We start from the raw sequence: 22,694 nt of genomic DNA on the forward strand, positions 1-22,694 counted from the left end.
GTGGGACAGCTGTCACTATCTACCCATGCCCGCGCACGCCGAGCCCGACCGCCGACTGCGCGGACTGGTCGAGGCGGCGCACGCGGTCCAGCCACGCACGGTCGCGCTGCGCAGGCGGCTGCACCGGCATCCCGAGCTCGGCCTACAGCTGCCGATGACCCGCTCGGCGGTGCTCGACGAGCTCGCCGGGCTGCCGCTGCGCATCCACCCCGGCACGTCCTGCAGCTCGGTCGTCGCGGTGCTGGACGGTGAACGCCCCGGCCCGACGGTGCTGCTGCGCGGCGACATGGACGCGCTGCCGCTCACCGAGGACACCGGGCTGCCGTACGCGTCGAAGATCGAGGGCTCGATGCACGCGTGCGGCCACGACACGCACACCGCGATGCTGGCCTCCGCTGCCCGGTTGCTGTCCGAGCGCCGCGAGCTGCTGGCCGGCCGGGTCCTGCTGATGTTCCAGCCCGGTGAGGAAGGCGACCACGGCGCCAGGCAGATGATCCAGGAGGGCGTCCTGGACGCGGCCGGGCCCGCCGGGACCCCCAGCGCCGCGTATGCACTGCACATCAGCTCCACGATGCCGTCGGGCTCGGTGCAGACCCGCCCCGGCGCCATCATGGCCGCCGCCGACGTCCTGCGGGTCACCGTCCACGGGCGGGGCGGCCACGCATCGGCGCCCCACGACGCGCTCGACCCGATCCCACCGGCGGCCGCGATGGTCGGCGCACTCCAGACCATGATCACCCGCAGGGTCAGCGCGCTCGACCCCGCCGTGCTCACGATCGCCCAGATCCGCGCCGGGACCACCTCGAACGTCATCCCCGAGTCGGCGTACCTGGAAGGCACCCTGCGGACGCTGTCCGAACGCACCCGCAGACAGCTGCACGAACAACTACGTCAGGTGTGCCAGTACACGGCGGCCACCTACGGCTGCACCGCCCACGTGGAGATCGACTCCGGCTACCCCATCGTGGTCAACGACCCGGACGCCGCCGCCCGGGTGGACCAGCTGTCCAACGAGGTACTGGGCCGAGGCCGCTCGACCCCCATGGACAGCCCCATCCTGGGCGCCGAGGACTTCGCCTACGTCCTGAACCGGGTTCCCGGAGCACTGGCCTTCCTCGGCGGCTGTCCACCCCACCTGAGCCCCGAGTCAGCACCCCCGAACCACTCGAACAAGGTCATCTTCGACGAGTCGGCGATGGTCGACGGCGTAGCCCTGTACACAGCCTTCGCCCTGGATGCTCTCTCCTAGGGCCTGTTCCGCGCGGAGTTTTTCCGTGACCACCCCCTCGCTTCGCTTCGGGGGTACTCCCGGAAAAACAAGCCGACTTCGTCGGCCAAGCGCGCGCTTGTCTGGTCGCCTTCTGCCTCGCCCGTTGCGTTCTTTGCAGTGCTTCGCACTGAACCCCCTGCGGGGAGACTCGCGGGAGCGAACCGAGCCGTCTTCGCCGACCTCGCAGACCTTCCATCACACTTTGCACACCTTCATGCCGCGTCGCAGATGTTGGAACGTCTGCGACGCGACATCAAGGTGCGCAAAGTGCAGCCACAGTGATCAACACGGTCACGGGAGCGGGCCGCAGGCGCGAGGGCGCAGCCCGATGCGGAACAGGCGCGATCGGTTCGCAAGCACGTAGGGGGTGCACGCACACCTGCCCCGTCCCCGCGATCCTGGCCCGCACTTGGCGTGGTCGGGCGGGGTCAACCTGGAACCCTCGCCCCCGAACCCGTCCAACCAGGAGCGGGTGCGAGGCCGGCGAAGCCGGGGGTTGACGCCGCCCGACCACGCCAAGACACTGACCGGCCAGCGGGGACACCCTCTGATCCAGGGTCAGCCGCGATAGCCCAACCCCCGGCACAGCCGCGCGTGCGGCATGAACCCGAGATCCCCACGCCGATGCGCGGCCGAGGCCTCCCGGTGCGAGAGAACCTGAACGATCCGCGCCTGACTTCCGTTGATGATCAGCTCACCGCCGGGTACGGCGACAGGGTGGACCGGGATCAGCTGTCCGGCGGAGTCGCGGCAGCCGATCACGACTTCGCCGCAGCGTTGGCAACGGCCGTATTCCGGCCGGGTGATGGGCTGGGTGGGGTGTTCCTGTCCTCCTGGCGGTCGCGTCGGCTGAGGTACCGGGTGGGAATGTTGCGGCGGGGAGCCTTCCCGGTGGGGAGCGGGTGCAGGATGTCGCACCGCGGAACGGGGATTAGCCGCTGCCTGCATCAAAGCCTTCTCGTATCAATCGAGCCGCCTGACGTGACCGGTCCGGCTTGATCCGGTCACGCCCCCCGAGCTCGAAGGAGCGACGTTACCCAGTCGTGTCGCATCGGAAACGCGACCGAAGAGCGCAATCACGACAAGCGGTCAGCCACACGGGTTGAGTGGTTGCTTTGGTGCGGCGAGTGGAAAGATCGGCCACCCCCAGGCGCCTCACCCGTCAAGCGAGAGACGCCGTAGGCTGCCTCGCCGTGACCTCCGCACGCGACGCAGCACCCACGCCGACACCCGACGGCGACGCCCGGCCGATCTGTGTCATCGGGCTCGGACTCATCGGCGGCTCCCTGGTGCGCGCCTCGGTCGCCTCCGGCCGCACGGTGTGGTCGGCGACCGCGTCCGCCTCGACCGCCTCGGCCGCCCGCGCCGACGGCTACGACGTCGCCCAGAGCACCGACGAGGCACTGGCGAGGGCCGCCGAGGCGGACGCGCTGGTGGTGCTGGCGACACCGCTGACCGCGATCACCGAGGTGCTGCGCCGGGTCGATGCGATCGCGCCGCGCTGTCGCCTCACGGACGTGGTGAGCGTGCAGGTTGCCATGCGTGACCTGGTGGAGGAGCACGCCCCGACGACGCGCTACGTCGGCGGCCATCCGATGGCGGGCACCGCCGAGTCCGGCTGGGCCGCCGGGTCGGCGACGTTGTTCGACGGCGCGAACTGGGTGGTCGAGACCGACGACGGTGTCGACACCGGCGCGGGCAGCGTGTGGGCCGACGTCGCCGAGCTCGCCTGGGCGTGCGGCTCGCGGGTCGTCCCGGCCGGTTCCGAAGAGCACGACGCGGCGGTGGCGAGGATTTCGCACCTGCCGCACATCCTGGCCGCCGTGCTCGCGGCCGTCGCCGCCTCGGACGTCACCCACCCCGGGCGGGGCTTCGGCGTGGACCTCGGCGGTCTGCCCCTGACGCTGGCCGCCGGGTCCTTCGCCGACGGCACCCGGGTCATGGACACCCGGCCCGAGCTCGTCGTGGCCATGTGCGAGGGCAACCGGTCGGCGCTGCTGGCCGCCGTGGACGACGCACTGGGCCGGCTCGGTGCCGCGCGCGGCTCACTCGCCTCGACCGGTGGCCTCGCCGCCACGGTGAACGCCGGTCACACCGGGCGGCAGCACTGGCAGTCCGCGCGCACCGCGCCCGAGGTCCGCATCCCGACCGGCCTCAAGCCCGCCGAGCTGCGCGACCTCGGCCGCGAGGGCAAGGTCCTCACCGGCTGGTCGTGAGTGTTGAGTGTGGCTATCACCACACTCAACACTCACGAGACGCGGGTGGCCAGGTCCGGGTACTCGACGACCATGCCGTCGCCGTCGACCGTGATGTCCTTCGAGAAGTCGTTCGAGCTGAAGTTGATCGTCGACCGGCTGCCCGACGTGGACAGCGTGCGGTAACGCTGGCTGACCAGCACCACCTCGAGCGTCGGCAACGTCACGAAGACCATCGGCAACACCTGGTCACCGGACTGGCGGTGCAGACCGAGGCGCCGAATGGGCAACGCGTTGAACAGCGGGGAGAACTTCAGGTCGACGTCCACCGCACCGTCGAACTCGGCACGCGAACCGCCACCACCCGCCGAACCGGTGTCCAGCAGCCAGTAGCCGTCCTCGGTGTGGTTGAGCGTCAGGTTGCGTTCCCGCTCAGCGGTCGCGCTAGTGACCGACAGCCGGGACAGCACCCCGGCCTCGTCCACGAAGAGCCGGTACGACGCGGTGAACGCAGGGGTGTCCCGCGTTGCGCGCACCATCCGGCCCAGCGCCCTTAAGCCGGTACCGCCGAGCAGTACCCGCACGCTCTCCAGCGCGCACCCGTTCTCGCCCTGCCAGGTGAACATCGAGGTCACCGGCGTCAAGATAGCCGTAAGGCGGCGAGTGGACCGGCTAGGGGATCACTCGCCGCCTCATCGGCGCATGTGTCAGGCTGGTTCCGGCCTGTTCTCGCTGCCGCCGAAGTCGTAGTTCTGGCCCATCTCGACGACCTTGTCGATCTGCGCGTCGTGACCTTCGAACTTGCTCTTGGCGAACTCGCCCGCCTTCTCCAGTGCCTGGTCAACCTTGTCGTCGTGCTCGCCGAGCATCTCCTTGGCCTTGCCGGCCAACGATCCGAAGTCCATTCCGGGTCCTCTCCCCAGCAACAATCGAACCGCTGAATAATGCCAGCTACCGGTCGGTGCGCAATCGTGACAACACGGGAAGTCTCAGGCGGTGCCCTTCGGTCCATCCGCTGTGCGCGACCTCCACCATCAGGGTCGGTTCGCACCAGCGGGCGCCCAGCCGGTCCTCCCGGGGGAGGTCGTCGAGGAACGGCGACTCGTCCGACGGCCGCAGCGCCGCGCGGAGCGCCCGCTGGGTCTTCTCGCCCGCGACACCCGAGCCGACCCGGCCGGCGAACCGCAACCGTCCCGAACCGTCCGGATCGGGCACTCCCAGCAGCAGGCCGCCGATGCGCGACGGGTTGGTTCGCTCCGGTCGCCACGCGCCGACCAGACAGTCCTGGGTCTTGCGGTGCGGCACCTTCACCCAGCTCTGCGCGCGCTGTCCCGGCCGGTACACCGAGTCGCGACGCTTCGCCACGACGCCTTCCAGTCCCTGCGCCGCCGTTGCGGCCAGCAGCGCAGGCCCGTCGTCGTAGACCGGGGAGAGCTGCACCTGGTTCACCGGGCCGAAGTCGAGCCGCTCGAGCGTCGCGCGGCGTTCGGACAGCGGCCGTTCCAGCAGCGGGACGCCGTAGAGGCGCAGGACGTCGAACACCATGAAGATCACCGGCCGCGCCGCGACCTCGGCCGGCGAGGGGATCCGGTGGAACCGGTCGGCCAGCGTGGCGAACGAGGGCACCCCACCGGACAACGCGACGACCTCACCATCCAGCAACACATCCGGGGCGAGCTCGGTCAGGCCGGCCAGCTCGGGGAAGTGCCGGGTCATGTCGCGGTCGGTGCGACTGGCGAGCTTCATCGCCACCTGGTCGTTCGCGGTGCTCACGTCGGCGAGCAGCCGCATGCCGTCCCATTTGACCTCGAACGACCAGTCCGGGCCGGTCGGAAGGGCGCCAGGGGTGGCGAGCATGGGGTCCACGGCCTCATGCTGTCAGGTAACCAACGCGGGGAGGGAGACACCATGCGCGCGATGTGGAGCGGCGCGGTGTCGTTCGGTCTGGTCAGCGTGTCGGTGAAGATGTACTCGGCGACGGAGAACCACGACATCCGGTTCCATCAGGTGCACGGCGCCGACGGCGGCCGCATCCGGTACAAGCGGACCTGCACGGTGTGCGGCAACGAGGTCGAGTACGCCGACATCGTCAAGGGCTACGAGACCGAGGACGGCGAGCTGATCACGCTCGACGAGGCCGACCTGGAGGCGCTGCCCGCCGCGAGCGGCAACCGGGAGATCGACGTCGTCGAGTTCGTGCCCTCCGACCAGGTCGACCCGCTGCTGCTGGACCGCAGCTACTACCTGGAACCGGAGACGAAGGCCGTCAAGCCGTACATCCTGCTGCGGGAGGCGCTGCGCGAGACCGACCGGATGGCGCTGGTGAAGGTCGCGATCCGGACCAGGGAGACGTTGGCGCTGCTGCGCGTGCGTGACCGCACGATCGTGCTGCAGACCATGCTGTGGCCCGACGAGGTGCGTACCCCGTCGTTCGACATTCTCGACACCGAGGTCGAGCTGCGGCCGCAGGAGACGGCGATGGCGGCGTCGCTGGTGGACAGCCTCGGCGCCGACTTCGACCCGACCCGGTTCGACGACGAGTACCGCGATGCCATGGTCGAGATGATCGAGCGCAAGCGCTCGTCCGGTGACACGCGTGAGGCCCCGGAGCCCGCCGCCGCTGGTGCGAGCGGGGCGGACGGTATGACGGACCTGCTCACCGCGTTGCAGCGCAGTGTCGAGGCGGCGAAGGCCGGAGCGTCTCCCGAGGTGCCCGCGCAGCGTTCGAGCTCGCCGGAGGACACGCCGTCCGAGCCCGAGCCGTCGGCGAAACCGAAGCCGAAGGCCAAGGCGGCGAGCAAGTCCGCAACGAAGACACCGGCGAAGCGGACGCGCCGCACGGCGTAGCCCCACCCACCCGCGAGTCGGGCGCGTCAGCACCACGAGTCGGGAATCTTGGTGCAAGTGGTCTGGCGGAACCGTGCGGCGTTGGCCCTCCAGCCGGAGATCGTCTCGTCCTACCCTCCGGCGGGTGAGCACTCTGACCGAGCGCGCCGAACGGCTGCGCGCACTGCACCAGCCCGGTAAGCCTCTCGTACTGGCCAACGCCTGGGACCCGGTGACGGCCGCTGCCGTGGTCGACGCCGGTTTCGAGGTCGTGGCCACCACCAGTCACGCGGTCGCCGCGACGCTCGGCCATGCCGACGGCGGGCACACTCCGCCGGAAGAGATGTTCGCTGCGATCAGCCGCATCGCGGCGGTCGCGGGCGATCTGCCGGTGACGGCCGACATCGAAGCCGGCTACGGGCTGGACCCGAAGGACATCGTCGCCGAGCTGCTCGCGGCGGGGGCGGTCGGCTGCAACCTCGAGGACTCCGACGCCGCCGTCCGGAAGGTCGTCGACGTCGAGCAGCAGGCGGACCGGCTGGCTGCGGTGCGCGCGGCCGCCGATGCCGCCGGTGTACCGATCGTGATCAACGCGCGGGTGGACGTGATGCTGCCCGGTTACGGTCCGAGCGACGACCCCGCCGAGCTGCTCGCCGACGCGATCGCGCGGGGGCGGCGCTATCGGGAGGCGGGCGCGGACTGCGTGTTCCCCATCCCGATCTCGGACCCGGCGACGATCCGCGCGCTGGTCGAGGGCATCGGCGGAGCGGTCAACATGATGATGTTCCCCGGGGTGCCGAGCGTCGCGGAGCTGGCCGATCTCGGTGTCGCCCGGGTCTCCTACGGCGCGCTGCTGCACCACGAGCTGATGACGGCGCACCGCGCACGTCTGACGGAGATCGCTCCTCGGCGTCCCTGATCCCGAGGGAGCACCGGGCCTCAGGCCGTCCACCCGGACCGCGCACGGTCCACTCACCCCGCGCACCGTCCGGCGACACCGCGCGCCGCGCACACCGCGCGGTGTGGACGTCAGGTGCGCGGCGTGGGCGCCAAGTGCGCGCCGTGGGCGCCAGGTGCGCGCCGTGGGCGCCAGGTGCGCGGTGTGAGCGCCAGGTGCGCGGTGTGAGCGCCAGGTGCGCGGTGTGAGCGCTAGGTGCGCGGTGTGGCGTCCAGCCGCGTATCTGGCGCAGCCACAGGCCCGGCGACCTCAGCCCGGCCGGCGCGGCGAGGGTGGACGCCAGCAGGGCGACACCGCGCACGTCGCGTCCACACCGCGCGGTGTGCACCGTGCGCGGTGTGACTGCGAGATGCGCGGTGTCACGGCTCAGGCCGACCAGCGGCGGGGTGGCGAGGCCGGGGTGCGTTGGCCTGGTCAGCGGGGGCGCCAGGTGCCGGGGTCGGCGCCGTAGGCGATGCGGAGCGGGGGCCAGGCGAGTGGGGTGCCGTCCAGGGAACCCGGGGGCGTGACCGTCGTGACGTCGCCGTCTTCCCCGGGCAGGGTGGTCAGCCAGTCTCCTTCGGATCGCTCCCCCTCGGGGCGGGACGTCGCCGGTTGGCCGAGCAACCAGTGTGCCGTGCGCGCCAGGGAGAGCTCACGCAGCTGGGTGCCGCCGTGCACGGACTGTTCGCGGAGCGCGGTGAGGGCCGCGGCCGCGCACAGGTAGCCGGTGCCGTGGTCGAGCAGCTGGCACGGCAGTGCGCCGGGGCGCAGGCCGTCGGGGGATTCGCGCACCGCGATGCCGGTGGCGACCTGCACGATGCTGTCGAAACCGCGACGGTCGCCCCACGGTCCCTCGCTGCCCCAGGCCGACAGCGACACCACGACCAGCCCGGGGTGACGCTCGGCGAGCGCGTGGCCGTCCAGTCCGAACCGGCTGAGCGCCCCGGGGCGGTAGCCGTGGACCAGCACGTCGGCGCCGTCGAGGAGCTCGTGCAGGTGGCGCTCGCCTTCCGGGGTCGTGGCGTCGAGGAGGGCGCTGCGTTTGCCGGGCAGTCCGTCGTAGCGATGGATGGGCAGCTCGGGGCGGTGCGGTGGGTCGAGCCGTAGGACGTCCGCGCCGAGCGCCCCCAGGTAGCGGGTGCACACCGGGCCGGCGATCACCCTGGTCAGATCGAGTACCCGCACACCGGAGGCCGGCAACGGGCCGGGTCGCCGCCCTCGCGGTGCGCCGGGAGCGAGCCGCGTCGCGGTGATCAATGGCTGGGTGGCGACGACCCGGCCGTGCGGGTGCACCGACCACTGCTCGGGGGTGCGCATCGCCACGGCGATCCCGCCCGCCTCGACGACACGGTTCTCGACATCGGCCGAGGTGCTCGCCGCGATGGCCGCCGCCACGTCGTCGTCGCCGGTGACGCCCAGCGCGGTGAGCAGCGCGTCGCGGTGCCACGGGTAGTTGGCGTGGGTGCGGACCCAGCCGTCGGCGGTGTCCCAGAACCTGGACAGCGGCGCGAACCCCGGGCCGACCGGCGCGCCGTCGACCCGCAGACGACCCTCGCTGCGCACGGCGGTGGCGAGGTGCGCGGCATCCACTGCCGCGGCCCGGTGCCCTCCCGCCTGGGCGGCCGCGAGCAACGCCGCCCCGACGCAGGCCACCGCGGTGTCCGCGACCGGCAGGGCCGAGGGCAACGCGGCGTGCGGCGAGGGGCCGTTCAGAGAGAACCGGGCTGGCATCTCGGCGTCGCCGGACACCGCTCGCCAGGCATCGGCGAGCAGTCCCGGCCACGATTCGGCGGTCATGCCCTCGATCCTGACACCGTTGACCCGAGCCGGGAGCGGTCAGTTCTCAGCGGACTTCGGGATCGCCTCGTCGTTGGCCAGCGCGGTGAAGAACTGCTTGGCCTTCGTCGTGTCCCAGCGCACCACCGACGAGCCGCCGGAGGTACCGAGGCTGCCGATCGGGACCGTGGTCGTCTTGCCGTCAGGGCCGGACAGCTGGCGCATGGCCAGGGCCAGCCAGGCGAGGTTCCACACGTGGTCCTCGGTGCCGACGGTGAGCGCGCCCGGGATGGACTGCACGAGCGGCACCAGGCGGAACGGGTTGACCAGCGTCGCTGGGCTCAGGACCCTGGCCATCAGCGCGGACAGGAACTCGCGCTGGTGCTGCATCCGGTCCAGGTCGGCGCGCGGTGTCGCGCGGGTGCGCACGTAGCCGAGCGCGGTCTGCCCGTCCAGCTCCTGGCAGCCCGCCTTGACGTTCAGCCCGGCCTTCGGGTCCTTCATCGCGGACGGGATGCACATGTCGACCCCGCCGACCGCGTCCACGACACCGACGAACCCGCCGAAGCCGATCTCGGCGTAGTGGTCGATCCGCAGGCCTGTCGCCTGCTCGACGGTCTTGACCAGCAGTTTCGACCCGCCGAACGCGTACGCGGCGTTCAGCTTGTTGCGGCCGTGGCCGGGGATCGAGAGGAACGAGTCGCGGGGCAGCGAGACGAGCGTGGTGCCCGCGCTGCCGGTGTGCAGGAGCATGATCGTGTCGGTGCGCTGACCGGCGGCGTTCCCGGTGGTCAGCTGCTGTTCCTGCTGCTCGGTCAGGTCGGCGCGGCTGTCCGAGCCGACGATCAGCCAGTTCGTCCCCGAGCTCTCCGGCCTGCCCTGGTAGTCGGACTGAGCGGCGGTGCGGGTCAGCCTCGTGTCGAGGTAGCCGCCGATTCCGATGACCGCCACCAGCAGCACCAGCAGGGCGATGAACAGCCGCCTGCCCCAGTTCGGCCGGGGCCGGGGCGGTGCGGGCGGTCGGCCTGCCGGGCGGGCCGCCGGGTCGGGCATGACGGCGGTGCGTCTCGGTGGCTGGCGACCGTACTGGCCACCGGGCGGGGGCGCCCCGTACGGGGCCGGGGGCGGCGGCGGTTGCGGAGGGCGTCCGGTCAGCCCGTTGCGCCGGTAGTTCCCCGGCTGCCTCGGACGGCCCGGAGGCGGCGGCCGGCCGGACAGCGGCGGGCGCGGCGGTGGCCCGCCCCGGCCGGGCGGCGGGACCGAGCTGCCCGAACGTGGCCTGCCCCACGACCCCTTGTCCCGGTCGCGTGCCCAGTCCACCGCGTCAACCCCGCCTTCCCACGTCATCGCCCGGCCGATCCCACCGGGTCGATGTCACCCGGTTCGGCCGCCCGCCACGATACGCATTGTCGCCATCCGCCCTCGCGCGCCGCTTTCTCTTTGCGAGACGTAGTGGACGCCGTTACGGATCCATGAATCTTTATACGGTTCCATGGATAGCCGGAATCTGCCCGAAACGACCAGCCTCGAAGTCCTCGAACGCGGTCAGCACCTCGGCCTTGGTGTTCATCACGAACGGGCCCGCCCAGGCGACCGGCTCACGGATCGGCACACCGCCCAGTACGACGACGTCAAGCGCCGGGTAGCGGGACTCCTGGTGATCGGCGCCGGCGACCGTGATGACGTCGCCCGGCCCGAACACGGCCAGCTGCCCGGTCTGGATCGGCCGACGCTCGGCGCCGACCGAACCGGCACCGGACATGACGTAGACCAGCGCGTTGAAGTCCTTGCGCCACGGCAGCCGCAGCTGTGCGCCGGGGCTGATGGTCGCGTGCATCATCGCCATCGGCGTGTACGTCGATCCCGGCCCGGACACCTCGCCCAGGTCGCCCGCGATGATCCGGACCAGCGCGCCACCGTCGCGGCTGCTCACCAGAGCGGTCTGCGCGGCACGCAGGTCCTGGTAGCGCGGCGCGGTCTTCTTCAGCGAACGTGGCAGGTTCACCCAGAGCTGCAGCCCGTGGAACAGACCGCCGCTGACGACCAGCGCCTCCGGCGGCTTCTCGATGTGCAGGATGCCACCGCCTGCGGTCATCCACTGGGTGTCGCCGTCGGTGATCGTGCCGCCGCCGCCGTGCGAGTCGGCGTGCTCGAACGTCCCGTCGATGATGTAGGTGACGGTCTCGAACCCTCGGTGCGGGTGCCACGGCGTGCCCTTGGGCTCACCGGGTGCGTACTCGACCTCGCCCATCTGGTCCATGTGGATGAACGGGTCCAGCTCGGTCTGGCTCACCCCGGCGAACGCCCGGCGCACCGGGAAGCCTTCGCCCTCGTAGCCGGTCGGCGCGTCGGTCACCGACTTCACGCCGCGTTCCACGGCGTCCGGAGCGACCTCCGGGATACGAGGCAGGGTGGTGATGTCGGAAACGGTCACGGCCGGCATGTTCGGCTCCTCAGTTAGTCAAACTTTCAACTGATTCACTGAACATACCGCGGCCCACCGACATTCCCGTCTCATCTACGACCACGTTCCCCTCGTCGGGGCATGACGGATTCCGCGACTCACCCTGACGAAATCCCCGACTCGCGGGGCGGTGTGCGGGCTAGCTGGCCGCGATGCCGTCGCGCAGTGCCGCGGCGACCGAGGCGCGCAACGGCAGCTGGGGCAGCAGCGTCGCCTGCACCGCGTGGTAGGCGTCGGCCTTGCCCGGCCACACGGTCGCGGCCGGATGGTTGCCCGGGTCGAGTTCGTGGTGCCAGGAGCCGTTCTCGCGGTCGATCAGGTAGCGCTCGGCGTAGTCCCACCACGTCTGGTACCGCTGCCGGTAGGTCTCCTCACCGGTCACCGAGTACAGGGCCGCGGCCGCCGCGATGGCCTCGGCGAGGACCCAGTGCATGCGCTGGCGCACGACCGGCCTGCCGTCCCAGTCGACGGTGTAGACGAACCCGTCGGCCCCGTCGACGGCCCACCCGTCGCCCACGGCCCGCTCGAACAGGTCCCGGGCGTGGGTGACCAGCCAGTGCGGTGCCTTCTCGCCGAGCGAGGCGTGCAGGTGCAGGCACAGTCGGGACCATTCGAGGCCGTGTCCGACGGTCGAGCCGTAGGGCCGGAACGGATCGTCGGGCCGGTCTTTGTTGTACTCGGGGCGCGGGTTCCAGTCCGAGTCGAAATGCTCAGGGATCCGCCAGCCGTTGGGTGCGGCGAAGTCCCGCACGACCCGTCCGGTCATCTGCAGCGCGCGGTCGCGCCACACTTCCGCGCCGGTCGCGTCATAGGCCGCGAGGAACGCCTCGACGCCGTGCATCGTGGCGTTGACCCCGCGATAGGGCTCCAGGTCGGTGAACGTCTCGTCCCAGGTCTCGTAGACCATGGCGTCGTCACGGGACCAGAAGCGCCGGTCGATCAGTTCCAGGGACTCGTCGAGCAGGCCGCGTGCGCTCCGGTGACCGGCGATCACCGAGCTCGCGGCGGCCAGCACGACGAATGCGTGCTGGTAGAACTCCTTGTCGGTGCGCACCGGCCCACCCGAGTCGACCTCGGGGTACCAGCCGCCGTGCTCGTCGTCGTGCAACCGGCCGTGCAGCGCACCGAGACCGTGCACGACCAGCTCGGACGCACCGGGGTGACCGAGCTGCTCACCGAGCGCGTACACGTGCGTCATCCGACCGGTGATCCACAACTCCGCCGGGGTACCGGGGGCGCGGATGCCGATGTCGTCCTGCCGCCCGTAACCGCCGAGCGGGTCCCACGAGCCTTCCGCGAAGTCCAGCAGCCGGGCCGTCTCCGCGATGAGCCAGCCTGCCTGCCCCGGAGCGTCACCGGGCTGCGCGCCAAGAAGATCCGCCACGATTACTCAGCGTACCCGGGCACGGGTCTCGTGAGTGGTACGGGCACCCCGGGGCGCCCGTACCACTCACGAGTCTTACTGCAGGTCGAGCGGGGTTGCGGCGCCCTCGGGGGTACGACTCGATTCGGGTTGCTCGACGGCGGTGCCCTCGGGGTCCGGCCACTGTTCGGCACGTACCGGCGGGTTGCCGCGTACCGCCTCGGCGATCTCGCGCTCCAGTTCGTCGTCCTTCACGGGTCCGTGTTTGTCGCTGCCACGTTCCATGCGGTCGGGTAACCAGTGACCCGGACCACGAAACACCGAACCCGGATTACCTCGACTACCGGCCGAGGTGACGGTCCAGGAAGCCGGTCATCCGCCGGTACGCGTCCGGGGCGGTGCGTTCGAGGTTGATGTCGTGCCCGGTGCCGGGGACCACCATCGCCTCGACGGTCGCCGCCGGACCGTAGAAGCGGCGCTCGAAGTCGGCGAGCGCGGCGTCGGAGGAGCAGTCCGGGGTTCCCCATCCACGAGCGAATATCGTGTCCTGGTCGCCGATCACGGTCAGCACGGGGATGTTCGTCGTCCGTGACACGCCGTTGACCAGGTAGGGCAGCGCGCTGGGAATCTCGAACATGCCCGCGGTCTGCTTCAGCTGCTCGTCGAGCGCGATGACGGCCGGGTCGGCGTTCGGGACGTGGTAGAGGAAACCCCGCCAGCCGCGCCGTGTCGTGGTGTACAGCGGGCCGGGCCCGACCGGCGGCGAGTTCAGCAGCAGCTGGGAGATGCGCGCCATGTTCACCCGGTGCGCGGCGCCGGTGATGACCAACGCGTCGACGCCGGGATGGCGGCCCGCGACGAGGTAGCTGGTGACCGAACCGAAGCTGTGGCCGACCAGCGCGACCTGGTCGAACCGGGTCCCGAGGCTGCCGTCCCGCAGCGCGCTGACCACCTGCGCCACGGTCAGTGCGGCGTTGCCCCAGGTGAGCCGTCGTCCGGCGGGACGGGTGGAGCGGCCGTCGCCGAGCCGGTCGATCGCCAGGGTCGCATAGCCGGCGCGGTCGGCCGCGCGGACGTAGGAGTAGGTGTCCGGCTGGTACGGGAAGTCCCAGTAGTACCGGTCGTAGCTGTAGCCGTGCACGAGCAGCTGCACGGTCCGCGCGCCACCCGGCGGCACGGTCAGCGTGCCGGCGATGTGCCCGGAGCCGCCCTTGAACCGGACCGGGACCGCGACGTCGGTGACCGTGCTCATGGCTGGTCCCGCCACAGCGGCTCGCGCAGCGCCCTGCGCAGGATCTTGCCCACCGGGGACTTCGGTATCTCCTCGACGATCTCGATCCGTTTGGGCACCTTGTACCCGGCCAGCCGGTCCCGGACGGAACCGAGCAGCTCCTCGTCGGTGACGCTGGCCCCGGGGCGCAGCGACACGAACGCGGTGACCGCCTCGACCCAGGTCGGGTCCGGCGCGCCGACGACCGCGCACTCCGCGACGGCCGGATGGACCGACAGCGCGTCCTCCACCTCACGCGGGTAGACGTTGTACCCGCCGGTGATGATCATGTCGCTCGCGCGGTCGACCAGGTGGACGTAGCCGCGGTCGTCGGCGCGCGCCATGTCCCTGGTCCGAATCCAGCCGCCCGGGGTGATGGTCTGTGCGTTCAGCTCGGGCGCGTTGAAGTAGCCGGCCATGGCGAACGGGGCCCGCACCCGAAGCTCCCCGATCTCACCCGGTGGGACGGGATCGCCCTGCTCGTCGGCGATGACGATCTCGGCGTCCACCGCCGGATGCCCGCACGAGCCGAGCAGCGTCGGGTCGGTGTGGTCGACCTTGTCCAGCACGGTCTGGCACAGCGGCGCCTCGGTCTGGCCGTAGTACTGCACGAACCTCGGGCCGAACCGCTCCAGCCCGCGCTCCAGCATCGGCCGGGGCATCGGGCTCGCCCCGTAGATGATCGTGTCCAGGCTGCTCGCGCGCTTCGGATCGTCCAGCGCGCCGGAGGAGAACAGCAGGCCGAGCATGGTCGGCACCAGGTTGACCGTGGTGATCCGCTGGTCGTCGATGACGTCGAGGTACCGCTCCGGGTCGAAACCGGGGAGGACCACGGCGCGGCCGCCGCGCAGCCAGTAGGGCAGCAGGAACGTTCCGCTCGCGTGGACGAGCGACGCGGCGTGCAACATGGCCGAGTCGCGGCCGGGGTCGACCAGGTTCGCCAGGATGTTCGCGGTGATCGCGGAGATGCTGGCCTGGGTGTGTTGCGCCGCCTTGAGCGTGCCGCTCGTCCCCGAGGTGAACAGCACGACCGTGCGGTCGTCGGGGGCCAGCAGCACGGCCGGGTCGGTCGCGCTCGCCGCGTCCGCCTCGGCGATGAGGTTGACGTCGTCGGCGCGCTCGCGTACTCCGAGACCGGCAAGCCGAAGCCCCTCGCAGCGCAGCACCAGCTCGTGCGCGCGGTCGGTGAGCTCCTCGCTGTGGACCAGCAGCCGCACGTCGGTCTCGTTGAGCATCCTGGCCTGCTCGGTCACCGACAATCGCGCGTTCAACGGAACCCTGGCGACGCCGGCCTTGAGGCACGCGAACTCCAGCGGGACCGACCAGACGCCGTTGTCGGCCAGCAGTCCGACCCGCTGCCGGGGCCGTCCCGCGCCGTAGCCGAGCGACAGGAACACGTTGGCCAGCCGGTTCGCCCGCTCGTCCACCTCGGCGTAGGTCATCTCGCGGTCGCCGACCACCACCGCGACCCGGTTCGCGTACCGCCGGGCACCACGTCTCACCAGCTCAGCAGCCAACATGCGCCCACAGTAGTGGTTGACAGTCCAACCTGACTGTTATCTCACGGGCGTGCGCCGCCTAATCTGCTCCGATGGCCGCCACCACCCGCCGCGAGCAACGCGACCGCACCCGCACCCACCTGCTGGAGACCACGGTCGACTGCCTCGTCGAGCTCGGGTACGCCGGCACGTCGACCCAACGCATCCAGGAACGGGCCGGGGTGTCCCGGGGCGCGCTGCTGCACCACTTCCCGTCCAAGGCGGAGCTCCTCGCCGCCGCTGTCGAGTACGTGGCGCGGCTGCAGCTCGACGAGATCCGGGCCGCGGCGCCGGACACCGCGCAAGGACGGCTGGCCGCGGTGCGCGCGGCGATGTCCGGGCCCGCATTCCAGGCCGCGCTGGAACTGTGGATGGCCTCGCGGACCGATCCCGCGCTGCGTGAGGCGTTGCTGCCATCGCAGCGGGAGATCGGTCACGCGGTGCAGTCGCTGCTGGCTCCGGACTTCGCCTCCCAGTCGCCTGCGGAGGCGCGGGTGTCGCTCGAATCGCTGCTCATGTTGCTGCGTGGGTTGGCGTTGACCAGCACGTTGCGGGACGATCCTGAGCTGGCCGATGCAGTCCTTGCTCGGTGGAGTTCCGCTCAGTAGGTGGTCGGCTCAGGTGCACCCGTGAGTGGCAAGTGGTCCTATAGCGCCACTCGGCACTCACGACGGAAAAGCTGTCGTGAGTGCCGAGTGGTGCTACGCCTTCGGCGCCGCTTCGCGGTAGGGCCACTTGCCACTCACGGGTCAGGGGATCCAGCGGCCTGAGTCGCGCCAGCGGACCGCCTCGGGAAAGCCCTCGCGCTCGGCCAGGTCCTGGAACCAGCGGCCCTCCGGGGAGTGTCGTGCGATGCCGTCGAACAGGGTCGCGAGCAGCTGAGTGCCGGACATACCCATGTTGTCGTACGCCTGGTTGATCATGATCTTCTGCATGGCCAGCTGGTTGACCGGCACACCGGCGATCCGGTCGGCCAGGCCTTCGACCGCGGTGTCCAGCTCGTCGGCGGGCACCGCCTCCAGGACCAGGCCCCACTCGGCGGCCGTGGCGCCGTCGATCGTGTCGCCGGTGAACAGCATCCGCTTGGCCCGTTCCGCGCCGAGCCGGTACACCCACATCGCCGTGGTCGGGCAGCCCCAGACCCGCGCGGGCATGTAGCCGATGCGCGCGTCGTTCGCCATGACAACGAGGTCGCAGCACAGCGCGATGTCGCTGCCACCGGCCACCGCGTAGCCGTGCACCTTGGCGATGGTCGGCTTGAGCGAGCGCCACAGGCTGGTGAAGTCGTCGGTGTTGCGCTTCATCAGCGCGTAGTCCTTGATCGGGTCCCACACCGGCGGCTGGAACGCCTCGCCCTGCTCCGCGTAGCGCTTCAGGTCGTATCCGGCGGAGAACGCGCGGCCCTCACCGGCGAGGACGATCACGTGGACGTCCGGGTCCTGGTTGGCGCGGTCCACAGTGGCGGCCAGCTCGCGCGCCATCTCGGCGGTGATCGCGTTGAGCCGATCCGGCCGGTTCAGCGTGACGTAGGCCTTGCGGTCGGCGACCCGGTAGCGCAGTGTCTCGTACTCGTCATCGGACATGCGCCGATACTTTCACAGTCAGACCTGACGGTGAAGCGTTCTAGCGACGGTGCGCACCACCGGACGAGGCGGTCGGGCTCGAACCCGGTTCGTCCGAGCTCGGCTCGTCCTCGTGCTGGTCGAGTTCCGGTTCGGGCTCCGGCTGCTTTGCGCGCTTCGACTTGGGCTCCGGCCTCGGCTTCGGCGTGCTCGGCGCGGACGAACCACCCGCCAGCGTCACCGCCAGCCCGAGGACACCCAGCGCGGTCAGGCCCCAGGAGGCGTAACGCCGCACACCGACGGCGTCGGAACAGTGGTCCGCGTAGGTCTGCCTCGGCAGGAACACGTCGCGCTCGCTGGGCAACGCGACGAGGTCACCGGGCAGCACCGGTGGGGTGGTCAGCAGGAAGCCGTTGCCACACTCAGCCGTCAGCAGCCGCAACTGCGGCTTGACCTGCGTAATGGACGCCGTCACCGGCAACAGTCCCATCACCACGCCAGCCACCAGCACCAGGGCAGACACCGCGATAGTGATAACCCTGCGGGAAACCTTCATATGGTCACTATCGCCTGCGCTCTCGGAACAGCTACCGGCACCCCCCATTCGAGTGAGGAGGGTGCGCTCACGACCGCCCCATGGTGGGCACCACACCGCGCCGATGGCAAAGCATTTGGCCGGATTTTGGGGAATGTCACCACTCCGCGGGATCCGGAACAAACCCGGGCACGGATCGCTTGTCCTCCTCGGGCACCAGGACGAAGAAGTCAGCTGTGCCGTCCCTGTAGTGCCGTAGACGAGGAGTATCCGTGACCATCGCCGCAGACCGTGCGGAGTCACCTCCCACCACCCGCGCCGCGACGGCGGGCGAGCTGTACACCGCTCGCGAACGTCGCAGGCTGATCCTCGCGCTGGGTGCACTCATCGCGCTCGGCCCGTTCTCCATCGACATGTACCTGCCGGCGCTGCCGAAGATCGCGCTGGACCTGCACACCACCGAGTCGGCCATCCAGCTCACCCTGACCGGCACGCTGCTCGGCCTGGGGTTCGGCCAGCTGCTGGTCGGCCCGCTGTCCGACGCGGTCGGGCGACGCAAGCCGTTGATCATCGGCAGCATCGTGCACGTCGTCGCGTCGCTGCTGTGCCTGGTCGCACCGAACGTCGTACTGCTCGACATCGCCAGGGTCCTGCAGGGTTTCGGCGCGTCGGCGGGCGCCGTGCTCGCGGTCGCCGTCGCCAGGGACCTGTTCAACGGCAGGGCGGCCGCGACGCTGCTGTCCCGCCTGATGCTGCTGCTCGGGGTGTCCCCGGTGCTTGCGCCGACGATCGGCGGCGAGCTGCTGCGCTGGACACACTGGCGTGGTGTGTTCGCCATGCTGGCGCTGCTCGGGCTGCTGACCATGATCCTCACCGCGCTGACCCTCCCGGAGACGCTGCCCGTCGACCGCCGTCAGCCGCTGAAGCTGCGGAGCACGCTGCGCACCTACGGCGGCCTGTTGAGCAACGCGACGTTCATGGGCCTGGTGGTGGTCGCCGGGCTGGCGATGACCGGGGTGTTCGGCTACGTCTCCGGCGCGAGCTTCGTGTTCCAGCAGCAGTACGGCATGACCCAGCAGCAGTTCGGCCTGTTCTTCGGGCTGAGCGCGATCTGGCTGATCGGGGCCACCCAGCTCAACGCGCGACTGCTGCGCCGGTTCGAGCCGCACCAGGTGCTGGTGGTCGCCGGCATCCTGGCCACGGTGTCCGGCGGAGTGCTGTTCGCTGCCGCGGCGACCGGGTTCGGCGGACTGCCGGGGCTGGTCGGGCCGCTGTGGGCGGTGCTGTTCTTCAGCGGGCTGATGATGCCGAACGCGCCCGCGGTGGCGTTGTCACAGCACGGCGAGTCGGCCGGTACGGCGGCCGCGCTGCTCGGTGCGATGCAGTTCGGCATCGGGGCGATCGCCTCACCGCTGGTCGGGGTGTTCGGCAACAACGCACCCGCCATGGCCGGCGTCATGGCGAGCGGCGTACTGCTGGCGACGATCGTGCTGGTCACGGTGGCCAGGCCGTGGCGGCTGGAGGTCCCCCGGGACGCCGACGTGGTGGTCGTTCACTAAGTAAGTGTTAAAAAAGTCTTGGTCCGCTGCCCCATTGGGACCAAAATCAGCTGCAGGTGGAAAGGGGGGTACCTGACTCCGGGGAGGCGTTAGGGTCTACTCTTTCTACCTGCAGAGGGGTGTAGCTCAACTGGTAGAGCGGCCGGATTCCACTCCGGTCAGATGCCGCGTTCGAATCCGGCCGCCCCTGCTCTCTCAGTGTATTATCAGTGCCCGGCTTGCGCCGGTCCCAGCGTCGGTAGTACGCGCTGTGCGAGATCGGCCAGCACCGGCTCCGCCGCGTCGTCCGGCACCAGCCCGAGGGTGAGGCCCTCGGTCAGGGTGAAGCGGTCGTGCGCGACCATCAGCAGCCTGCGGTCCGCCTGGGTCAGCAGCGTCGCGCTCGCGGTGCCGAGCGGTGTGGTCCGCACGCCGCGGGTGTCGGCCTTCTCCGCCGCGATGTTGCGGTCCCGCTGCACCGCCGCCGAGGCCGCATCGGTGAACGCGGTCAGTGTCATCACCAGCGCCGGGCCGGGCCGGCCAGGAGCCTGGTAGTTGCACGTGACCCGCTCCAGCTGCCCCACCTGCGGTGACGGCACGCCCAGCACGGTGCGCACCCCCACGCTGCCGGTCGGCTTGCCGAGCAACGCGGCCATGTCGGTGGAGCCCGGCAACAGCTCGGCACAGTCCGTCGGCAGCAGCGTCGCTCGCGGCGGCACCGCGGCCGACTGGGTCACATCGGTCGAGCCGAACGTCGGCACCGGCACGGCGACCACGTCACTCGACGCGTCGCCGCCCGAGCCACCCGCCCAGGCGAAGCCGAACCCCGCGAACATCAACAACGCAACTGCGGCCACCGCCGCGACCCGAGCCCCCACCCGTCCTACTCAAACACCCTTCAACATCACTCCGCGACGAACTACATCAGACCGTGACCAGTCACCACCGGAACGGCGCAATGTCCAGCTTTCAACAACTGGGGCTATCACGGTGCGATTGCGCAACGTCTCACATCCAGAGACGCTGGTTGCACGTTCACAGATCTTGCGCGAGGCTCCGAACTGCGGAAAAAGAAATGGGCATACTCTTTAATGCCTATGGATATGTTAGGTCTTGAGCGGCGCTTGTTGAGTTTCCGCTGGATCCTGCCCTATTCTGCGGTTTCCATGTCTGTCTCCGGAGGTGCCGCGGCCGCAGGTCCTGTCCTGGGCTCGAGCCGCGTGCTGCCTGCGGAATCCATCGGCCGGCTGTATCCCGTATATCGCTACTGCGAGTACACGCGCGATCGCCATGATGCAACAATTAGTCGGCCGGCTTCCGCCGGGTACATGTCCGGGGGGACAAAAAATCGATGTTGAACACGATACGAAGAGCCGGCAGTGTGCTCACCTTGTTCACCGAGGAGCGCCCTGACTGGGGCGTTCGCGAAATGGCGGCCGAGCTCGGCATTCCACGGTCGAACGCACACGAGCTGCTGTCCAGCCTCGCCACCATCGGCCTGCTGCAGCGCACACCCGACGCGCGCTATCGATTGGGTTGGCGGTTACTCACGCTCTCCGGCCATCTGGTGAACAGCACCGATGTCGCCCGGATCGGTTCGTCCGTACTGAGCCAGCTCGCGCACCAGCACGGCCAGACCGCTGGGCTCGCCACGTTGGACAACGGCCACATCCTGTCCATCGGACAGGTGGAGCCACACGGTTCGGCACCGGTCGCCAGGGTCGGCGACCGGCTGCCCGCGCACTCGACCGCGTCCGGCAAGATCCTGCTCTCGCACCTCGATCTCGACCCCGGTGACAACCTCGAGCAACTCACCCCGAAGACCATCACCGACGGTGAGGTACTGCGCCGCCAGCTGGCGGTCGTTCGGCGCAACGGCGTCGCGTTCGATCTGCAGGAAACCGACATGTCGATCAGCTGCGTGGCCGCCCCGATCAGGGACGGTCGCTCCGGAGCGGTCATCGCGGCCCTGACCCTGTGCGTCTCACCGGAGAAGTTCTCCCGCGACCGTGAGCGCTACATCCGCTCCACGGTAGGCGCGGCCCGCCGCGTCTCGTACCTGCTGACCCCCGACGCCCTGGCAACGGAGCGTGCGAAGGACAGCACGAACGTCGCCCGGGTAGCGCACGTGAACAAGGTCTTTGGCAAAGACAAGCCCGACGCAGCCAGCGCCTGACAGCTCACACAGACCGCTCACATGCCGCACAGAGGCCCAGCCTCTGTGCGGCATACGCAACCTCTGCGCGAGATGCACGTCCTGAGCGTGGACGTTGCCCAAGCCGGCTCCGCGAGTCTCCGAAGGAGTTCCGGCGAAGGCCGGCGTAGTGAATGTCCGCAACCAACCTCGCCAACCCCAGCGGCGGCTCCCAGGGCGACGACAAGCGCGCGCTCGGCCGACGAAGTCGGCTTGTTTTCCCGGGAGTACCCCAGCGAGCGCTCGCGCGAGCCGGGGTGGTCACGGGAAAACTCCGCGCGGAACAGGCCCTACAGACCGAGCTTGCCGATTGTTTCGTCCTGGTCCAGCTGGCGCTCGGTTTCCGCTCGCGCCTCGTCGGCGTCCCTGGCTCGGAACGCGGCGATGAGGTTGCGCTGCTGCTGCTCCGGGGAGGTGTAGACGTCCCAGGTGTCGCCGACGGCGTTGTAGCCGGGGTAGAGGTAGCGTGCGGCGCCCTGCCACAGACGGTCCAGGATCTTGAGGTCCCAGTTGGTGGCCGCGGGGCGCAGGAGCTCCGCACGGAACTCGATGTGCGCCTGCAGCATCTCCTCACGGGAGCACTGCGGCGGGTTGATGCTCGAAATCTTGGCCTCGAGGCGGTCGAGCTCGCCGGCACGCATCCGCATGCAGGCGTTCGCACACAGCTCCGGCTCGATGAGCTTGCGCAACCGGGTGATGCCCAGCAGCCCGTCCTCGTCGAGCGGTGCCACGACCGCGCTTCGTCCTCGCCGGGTGTGCAGCAGGCCGTCCGCCTCGAGCGTGCGCAGCGCCTCGCGTACCGGGATGAAGCTGATCCCCAGCTGGCCGGCGATCTGGCGCAGGGAGAACTCCTGGCCAGGCTGCATGGCGCCGGTGATGATCGCTCAACGGAGTTCAGCCGTGACCCGATCGACGACGGAAAACGCCTCGATCCGCCGCACGGATGCTGGCTCGCTCATCACGTCTCCCCGCAGAGTCGACCTACAACAGCGTTATCTAATGTCTCATCTAAGTTGTAGCAGCGTCTGTTACAACGAGTACACCGTATTATCCATTATGCCGAACGAACGTCCAGTCACCAAGTCGGACTCGCTACTCCAGTGGGTGGAGTCATCCGGCGACTCGACCGCGATCCCGCAGCCTGAGAACACCCCGCCCGTGACGAGAAACCCCAGGCGGTGCGGCACTTTTCGCGGACAGACGACGTTGTCGATTATGGACTA

The 22,694-nt window shown here is 70.0% G+C and carries 22 protein-coding genes and 1 tRNA gene; 8 read left to right on the forward strand and 15 right to left on the reverse strand.

Features of this window, described 5'->3' with window-relative positions; genetic code table 11:
- Positions 1-25: 25 nt before the first annotated feature.
- A complete protein-coding gene (locus G406_RS0113225; RefSeq protein ID WP_028934210.1) occupies positions 26-1,249 on the forward strand; it encodes a M20 metallopeptidase family protein in 1,224 nt (407 codons plus the stop codon).
- Between the two features lie 579 nt (positions 1,250-1,828).
- Here G406_RS0113225 and G406_RS0113230 read toward each other — a convergent pair.
- Positions 1,829-2,032, reverse strand: a complete 204-nt coding sequence (locus G406_RS0113230) for a hypothetical protein (protein ID WP_028934211.1) — start codon at positions 2,030-2,032, stop codon at positions 1,829-1,831.
- A gap of 431 nt (positions 2,033-2,463) precedes the next feature.
- Here G406_RS0113230 and G406_RS0113235 point away from each other — a divergent pair, with 431 nt between their 5' ends.
- Positions 2,464-3,486 (forward strand): prephenate dehydrogenase, encoded by a 1,023-nt coding sequence (locus G406_RS0113235; RefSeq protein WP_245607102.1) that lies wholly within the window; start codon positions 2,464-2,466, stop codon positions 3,484-3,486.
- A gap of 32 nt (positions 3,487-3,518) precedes the next feature.
- Here G406_RS0113235 and G406_RS0113240 read toward each other — a convergent pair whose 3' ends face one another.
- The 3 genes from G406_RS0113240 to G406_RS0113250 all read right to left on the reverse strand — a co-directional run bounded on the left by G406_RS0113240 (position 3,519) and on the right by G406_RS0113250 (position 5,322).
- Positions 3,519-4,091: a putative glycolipid-binding domain-containing protein gene (locus G406_RS0113240; protein WP_028934213.1), complete on the reverse strand. Its 573-nt coding sequence runs from the start codon at positions 4,089-4,091 to the stop codon at positions 3,519-3,521.
- Positions 4,092-4,172: 81 nt separating this feature from the next.
- Positions 4,173-4,370: an antitoxin gene (locus G406_RS0113245; protein WP_028934214.1), complete on the reverse strand. Its 198-nt coding sequence runs from the start codon at positions 4,368-4,370 to the stop codon at positions 4,173-4,175.
- A 46-nt stretch (positions 4,371-4,416) separates the two neighbouring features.
- A complete protein-coding gene (locus tag G406_RS0113250) occupies positions 4,417-5,322 on the reverse strand; it encodes an ATP-dependent DNA ligase (protein WP_211241137.1) in 906 nt (301 codons plus the stop codon).
- 51 nt (positions 5,323-5,373) lie between these two features.
- Between G406_RS0113250 and ku the strand changes: the two genes are divergently transcribed.
- Together ku and G406_RS46630 are read left to right on the forward strand one after the other, a co-directional pair.
- Complete coding sequence (ku, locus tag G406_RS0113255; RefSeq protein ID WP_028934216.1) at positions 5,374-6,312, forward strand: non-homologous end joining protein Ku; 939 nt, start codon at positions 5,374-5,376, stop codon at positions 6,310-6,312.
- A 124-nt stretch (positions 6,313-6,436) separates the two neighbouring features.
- Complete coding sequence (locus G406_RS46630; protein ID WP_051342039.1) at positions 6,437-7,210, forward strand: isocitrate lyase/PEP mutase family protein; 774 nt, start codon at positions 6,437-6,439, stop codon at positions 7,208-7,210.
- Between the two features lie 453 nt (positions 7,211-7,663).
- Here G406_RS46630 and G406_RS0113265 read toward each other — a convergent pair whose 3' ends face one another.
- The 7 genes from G406_RS0113265 to G406_RS0113295 form a co-directional block, all read right to left on the reverse strand.
- Complete coding sequence (locus tag G406_RS0113265) at positions 7,664-9,028, reverse strand: CoA transferase (protein ID WP_028934217.1); 1,365 nt, start codon at positions 9,026-9,028, stop codon at positions 7,664-7,666.
- 39 nt (positions 9,029-9,067) lie between these two features.
- Entirely contained in the window at positions 9,068-10,327 is a 1,260-nt protein-coding gene (locus G406_RS46635) for an LCP family protein (protein WP_281172429.1), read from the reverse strand.
- A 160-nt stretch (positions 10,328-10,487) separates the two neighbouring features.
- Positions 10,488-11,450, reverse strand: a complete 963-nt coding sequence (locus G406_RS0113275) for a pirin family protein (protein WP_028934218.1) — start codon at positions 11,448-11,450, stop codon at positions 10,488-10,490.
- 160 nt (positions 11,451-11,610) lie between these two features.
- The gene (locus G406_RS0113280; protein WP_028934219.1) at positions 11,611-12,855 is read right to left on the reverse strand and encodes an AGE family epimerase/isomerase; all 1,245 of its coding nucleotides are present in this window, start codon (positions 12,853-12,855) and stop codon (positions 11,611-11,613) included.
- A gap of 75 nt (positions 12,856-12,930) precedes the next feature.
- Positions 12,931-13,089 (reverse strand): hypothetical protein, encoded by a 159-nt coding sequence (locus G406_RS0113285; protein ID WP_211241132.1) that lies wholly within the window; start codon positions 13,087-13,089, stop codon positions 12,931-12,933.
- An 85-nt stretch (positions 13,090-13,174) separates the two neighbouring features.
- Positions 13,175-14,086, reverse strand: coding sequence for an alpha/beta hydrolase (locus tag G406_RS0113290; protein ID WP_051342041.1), 912 nt, complete (start codon positions 14,084-14,086; stop codon positions 13,175-13,177).
- On the reverse strand, positions 14,083-15,624 hold the full coding sequence (locus tag G406_RS0113295) for a class I adenylate-forming enzyme family protein (protein WP_028934222.1): 1,542 nt from the start codon (positions 15,622-15,624) through the stop codon (positions 14,083-14,085). The genes G406_RS0113290 and G406_RS0113295 overlap by 4 nt, the downstream gene beginning before the upstream one ends.
- A 71-nt stretch (positions 15,625-15,695) precedes the next feature.
- Here G406_RS0113295 and G406_RS0113300 point away from each other — a divergent pair, with 71 nt between their 5' ends.
- Positions 15,696-16,250: a TetR/AcrR family transcriptional regulator gene (locus G406_RS0113300; protein WP_028934223.1), complete on the forward strand. Its 555-nt coding sequence runs from the start codon at positions 15,696-15,698 to the stop codon at positions 16,248-16,250.
- A 141-nt stretch (positions 16,251-16,391) separates the two neighbouring features.
- Here G406_RS0113300 and G406_RS0113305 read toward each other — a convergent pair whose 3' ends face one another.
- Together G406_RS0113305 and G406_RS0113310 are read right to left on the reverse strand one after the other, a co-directional pair.
- Complete coding sequence (locus G406_RS0113305; protein WP_028934224.1) at positions 16,392-17,225, reverse strand: crotonase/enoyl-CoA hydratase family protein; 834 nt, start codon at positions 17,223-17,225, stop codon at positions 16,392-16,394.
- Positions 17,226-17,265: 40 nt separating this feature from the next.
- Positions 17,266-17,727, reverse strand: coding sequence for a hypothetical protein (locus G406_RS0113310; protein ID WP_028934225.1), 462 nt, complete (start codon positions 17,725-17,727; stop codon positions 17,266-17,268).
- A gap of 284 nt (positions 17,728-18,011) precedes the next feature.
- On the opposite strand from G406_RS0113310, the gene G406_RS0113315 reads away from it, so the two are divergent.
- Together G406_RS0113315 and G406_RS0113320 are read left to right on the forward strand one after the other, a co-directional pair.
- Positions 18,012-19,298, forward strand: coding sequence for a multidrug effflux MFS transporter (locus G406_RS0113315; protein WP_245607103.1), 1,287 nt, complete (start codon positions 18,012-18,014; stop codon positions 19,296-19,298).
- A gap of 115 nt (positions 19,299-19,413) precedes the next feature.
- A tRNA-Gly gene (locus G406_RS0113320) sits at positions 19,414-19,488 on the forward strand.
- 16 nt (positions 19,489-19,504) lie between these two features.
- On the opposite strand, the gene G406_RS0113325 is transcribed toward G406_RS0113320, so the two are convergent.
- Positions 19,505-20,134 carry a hypothetical protein gene (locus G406_RS0113325; protein WP_156934835.1) on the reverse strand — a complete coding sequence of 210 codons (630 nt, stop codon included), beginning with the start codon at positions 20,132-20,134 and terminating at the stop codon, positions 19,505-19,507.
- Between the two features lie 494 nt (positions 20,135-20,628).
- Between G406_RS0113325 and G406_RS46640 the strand changes: the two genes are divergently transcribed.
- Positions 20,629-21,453, forward strand: a complete 825-nt coding sequence (locus G406_RS46640; RefSeq protein ID WP_084216034.1) for an IclR family transcriptional regulator — start codon at positions 20,629-20,631, stop codon at positions 21,451-21,453.
- A 308-nt stretch (positions 21,454-21,761) separates the two neighbouring features.
- Here G406_RS46640 and G406_RS46645 read toward each other — a convergent pair whose 3' ends face one another.
- Complete coding sequence (locus tag G406_RS46645; protein ID WP_342666216.1) at positions 21,762-22,352, reverse strand: GntR family transcriptional regulator; 591 nt, start codon at positions 22,350-22,352, stop codon at positions 21,762-21,764.
- Positions 22,353-22,694: the final 342 nt, after the last annotated feature.

Origin of the sequence: Actinospineispora spinosispora DSM 44797 (assembly GCF_000429025.1) — a bacterium.
Lineage (GTDB): Bacteria > Actinomycetota > Actinomycetes > Mycobacteriales > Pseudonocardiaceae > Pseudonocardia > Pseudonocardia spinosispora.

Excerpts from the sequence above, each read along its gene's own strand:
- G406_RS0113225 (WP_028934210.1), top strand. The coding sequence starts at position 26 with ATGCCCGCGCACGCCGAGCCCGACCGCCGACTGCGCGGACTGGTCGAG.
- G406_RS0113240 (WP_028934213.1), bottom strand. The coding sequence starts at position 4,091 with ATGTTCACCTGGCAGGGCGAGAACGGGTGCGCGCTGGAGAGCGTGCGG.
- G406_RS0113245 (WP_028934214.1), bottom strand. The coding sequence starts at position 4,370 with ATGGACTTCGGATCGTTGGCCGGCAAGGCCAAGGAGATGCTCGGCGAG.
- G406_RS0113250 (WP_211241137.1), bottom strand. The coding sequence starts at position 5,322 with ATGCTCGCCACCCCTGGCGCCCTTCCGACCGGCCCGGACTGGTCGTTC.
- ku (WP_028934216.1), top strand. The coding sequence starts at position 5,374 with ATGCGCGCGATGTGGAGCGGCGCGGTGTCGTTCGGTCTGGTCAGCGTG.
- G406_RS0113265 (WP_028934217.1), bottom strand. The coding sequence starts at position 9,028 with ATGACCGCCGAATCGTGGCCGGGACTGCTCGCCGATGCCTGGCGAGCG.
- G406_RS0113275 (WP_028934218.1), bottom strand. The coding sequence starts at position 11,450 with ATGCCGGCCGTGACCGTTTCCGACATCACCACCCTGCCTCGTATCCCG.
- G406_RS0113290 (WP_051342041.1), bottom strand. The coding sequence starts at position 14,086 with ATGAGCACGGTCACCGACGTCGCGGTCCCGGTCCGGTTCAAGGGCGGC.
- G406_RS0113295 (WP_028934222.1), bottom strand. The coding sequence starts at position 15,624 with ATGTTGGCTGCTGAGCTGGTGAGACGTGGTGCCCGGCGGTACGCGAAC.
- G406_RS0113300 (WP_028934223.1), top strand. The coding sequence starts at position 15,696 with ATGGCCGCCACCACCCGCCGCGAGCAACGCGACCGCACCCGCACCCAC.
- G406_RS0113305 (WP_028934224.1), bottom strand. The coding sequence starts at position 17,225 with ATGTCCGATGACGAGTACGAGACACTGCGCTACCGGGTCGCCGACCGC.
- G406_RS46640 (WP_084216034.1), top strand. The coding sequence starts at position 20,629 with ATGTTGAACACGATACGAAGAGCCGGCAGTGTGCTCACCTTGTTCACC.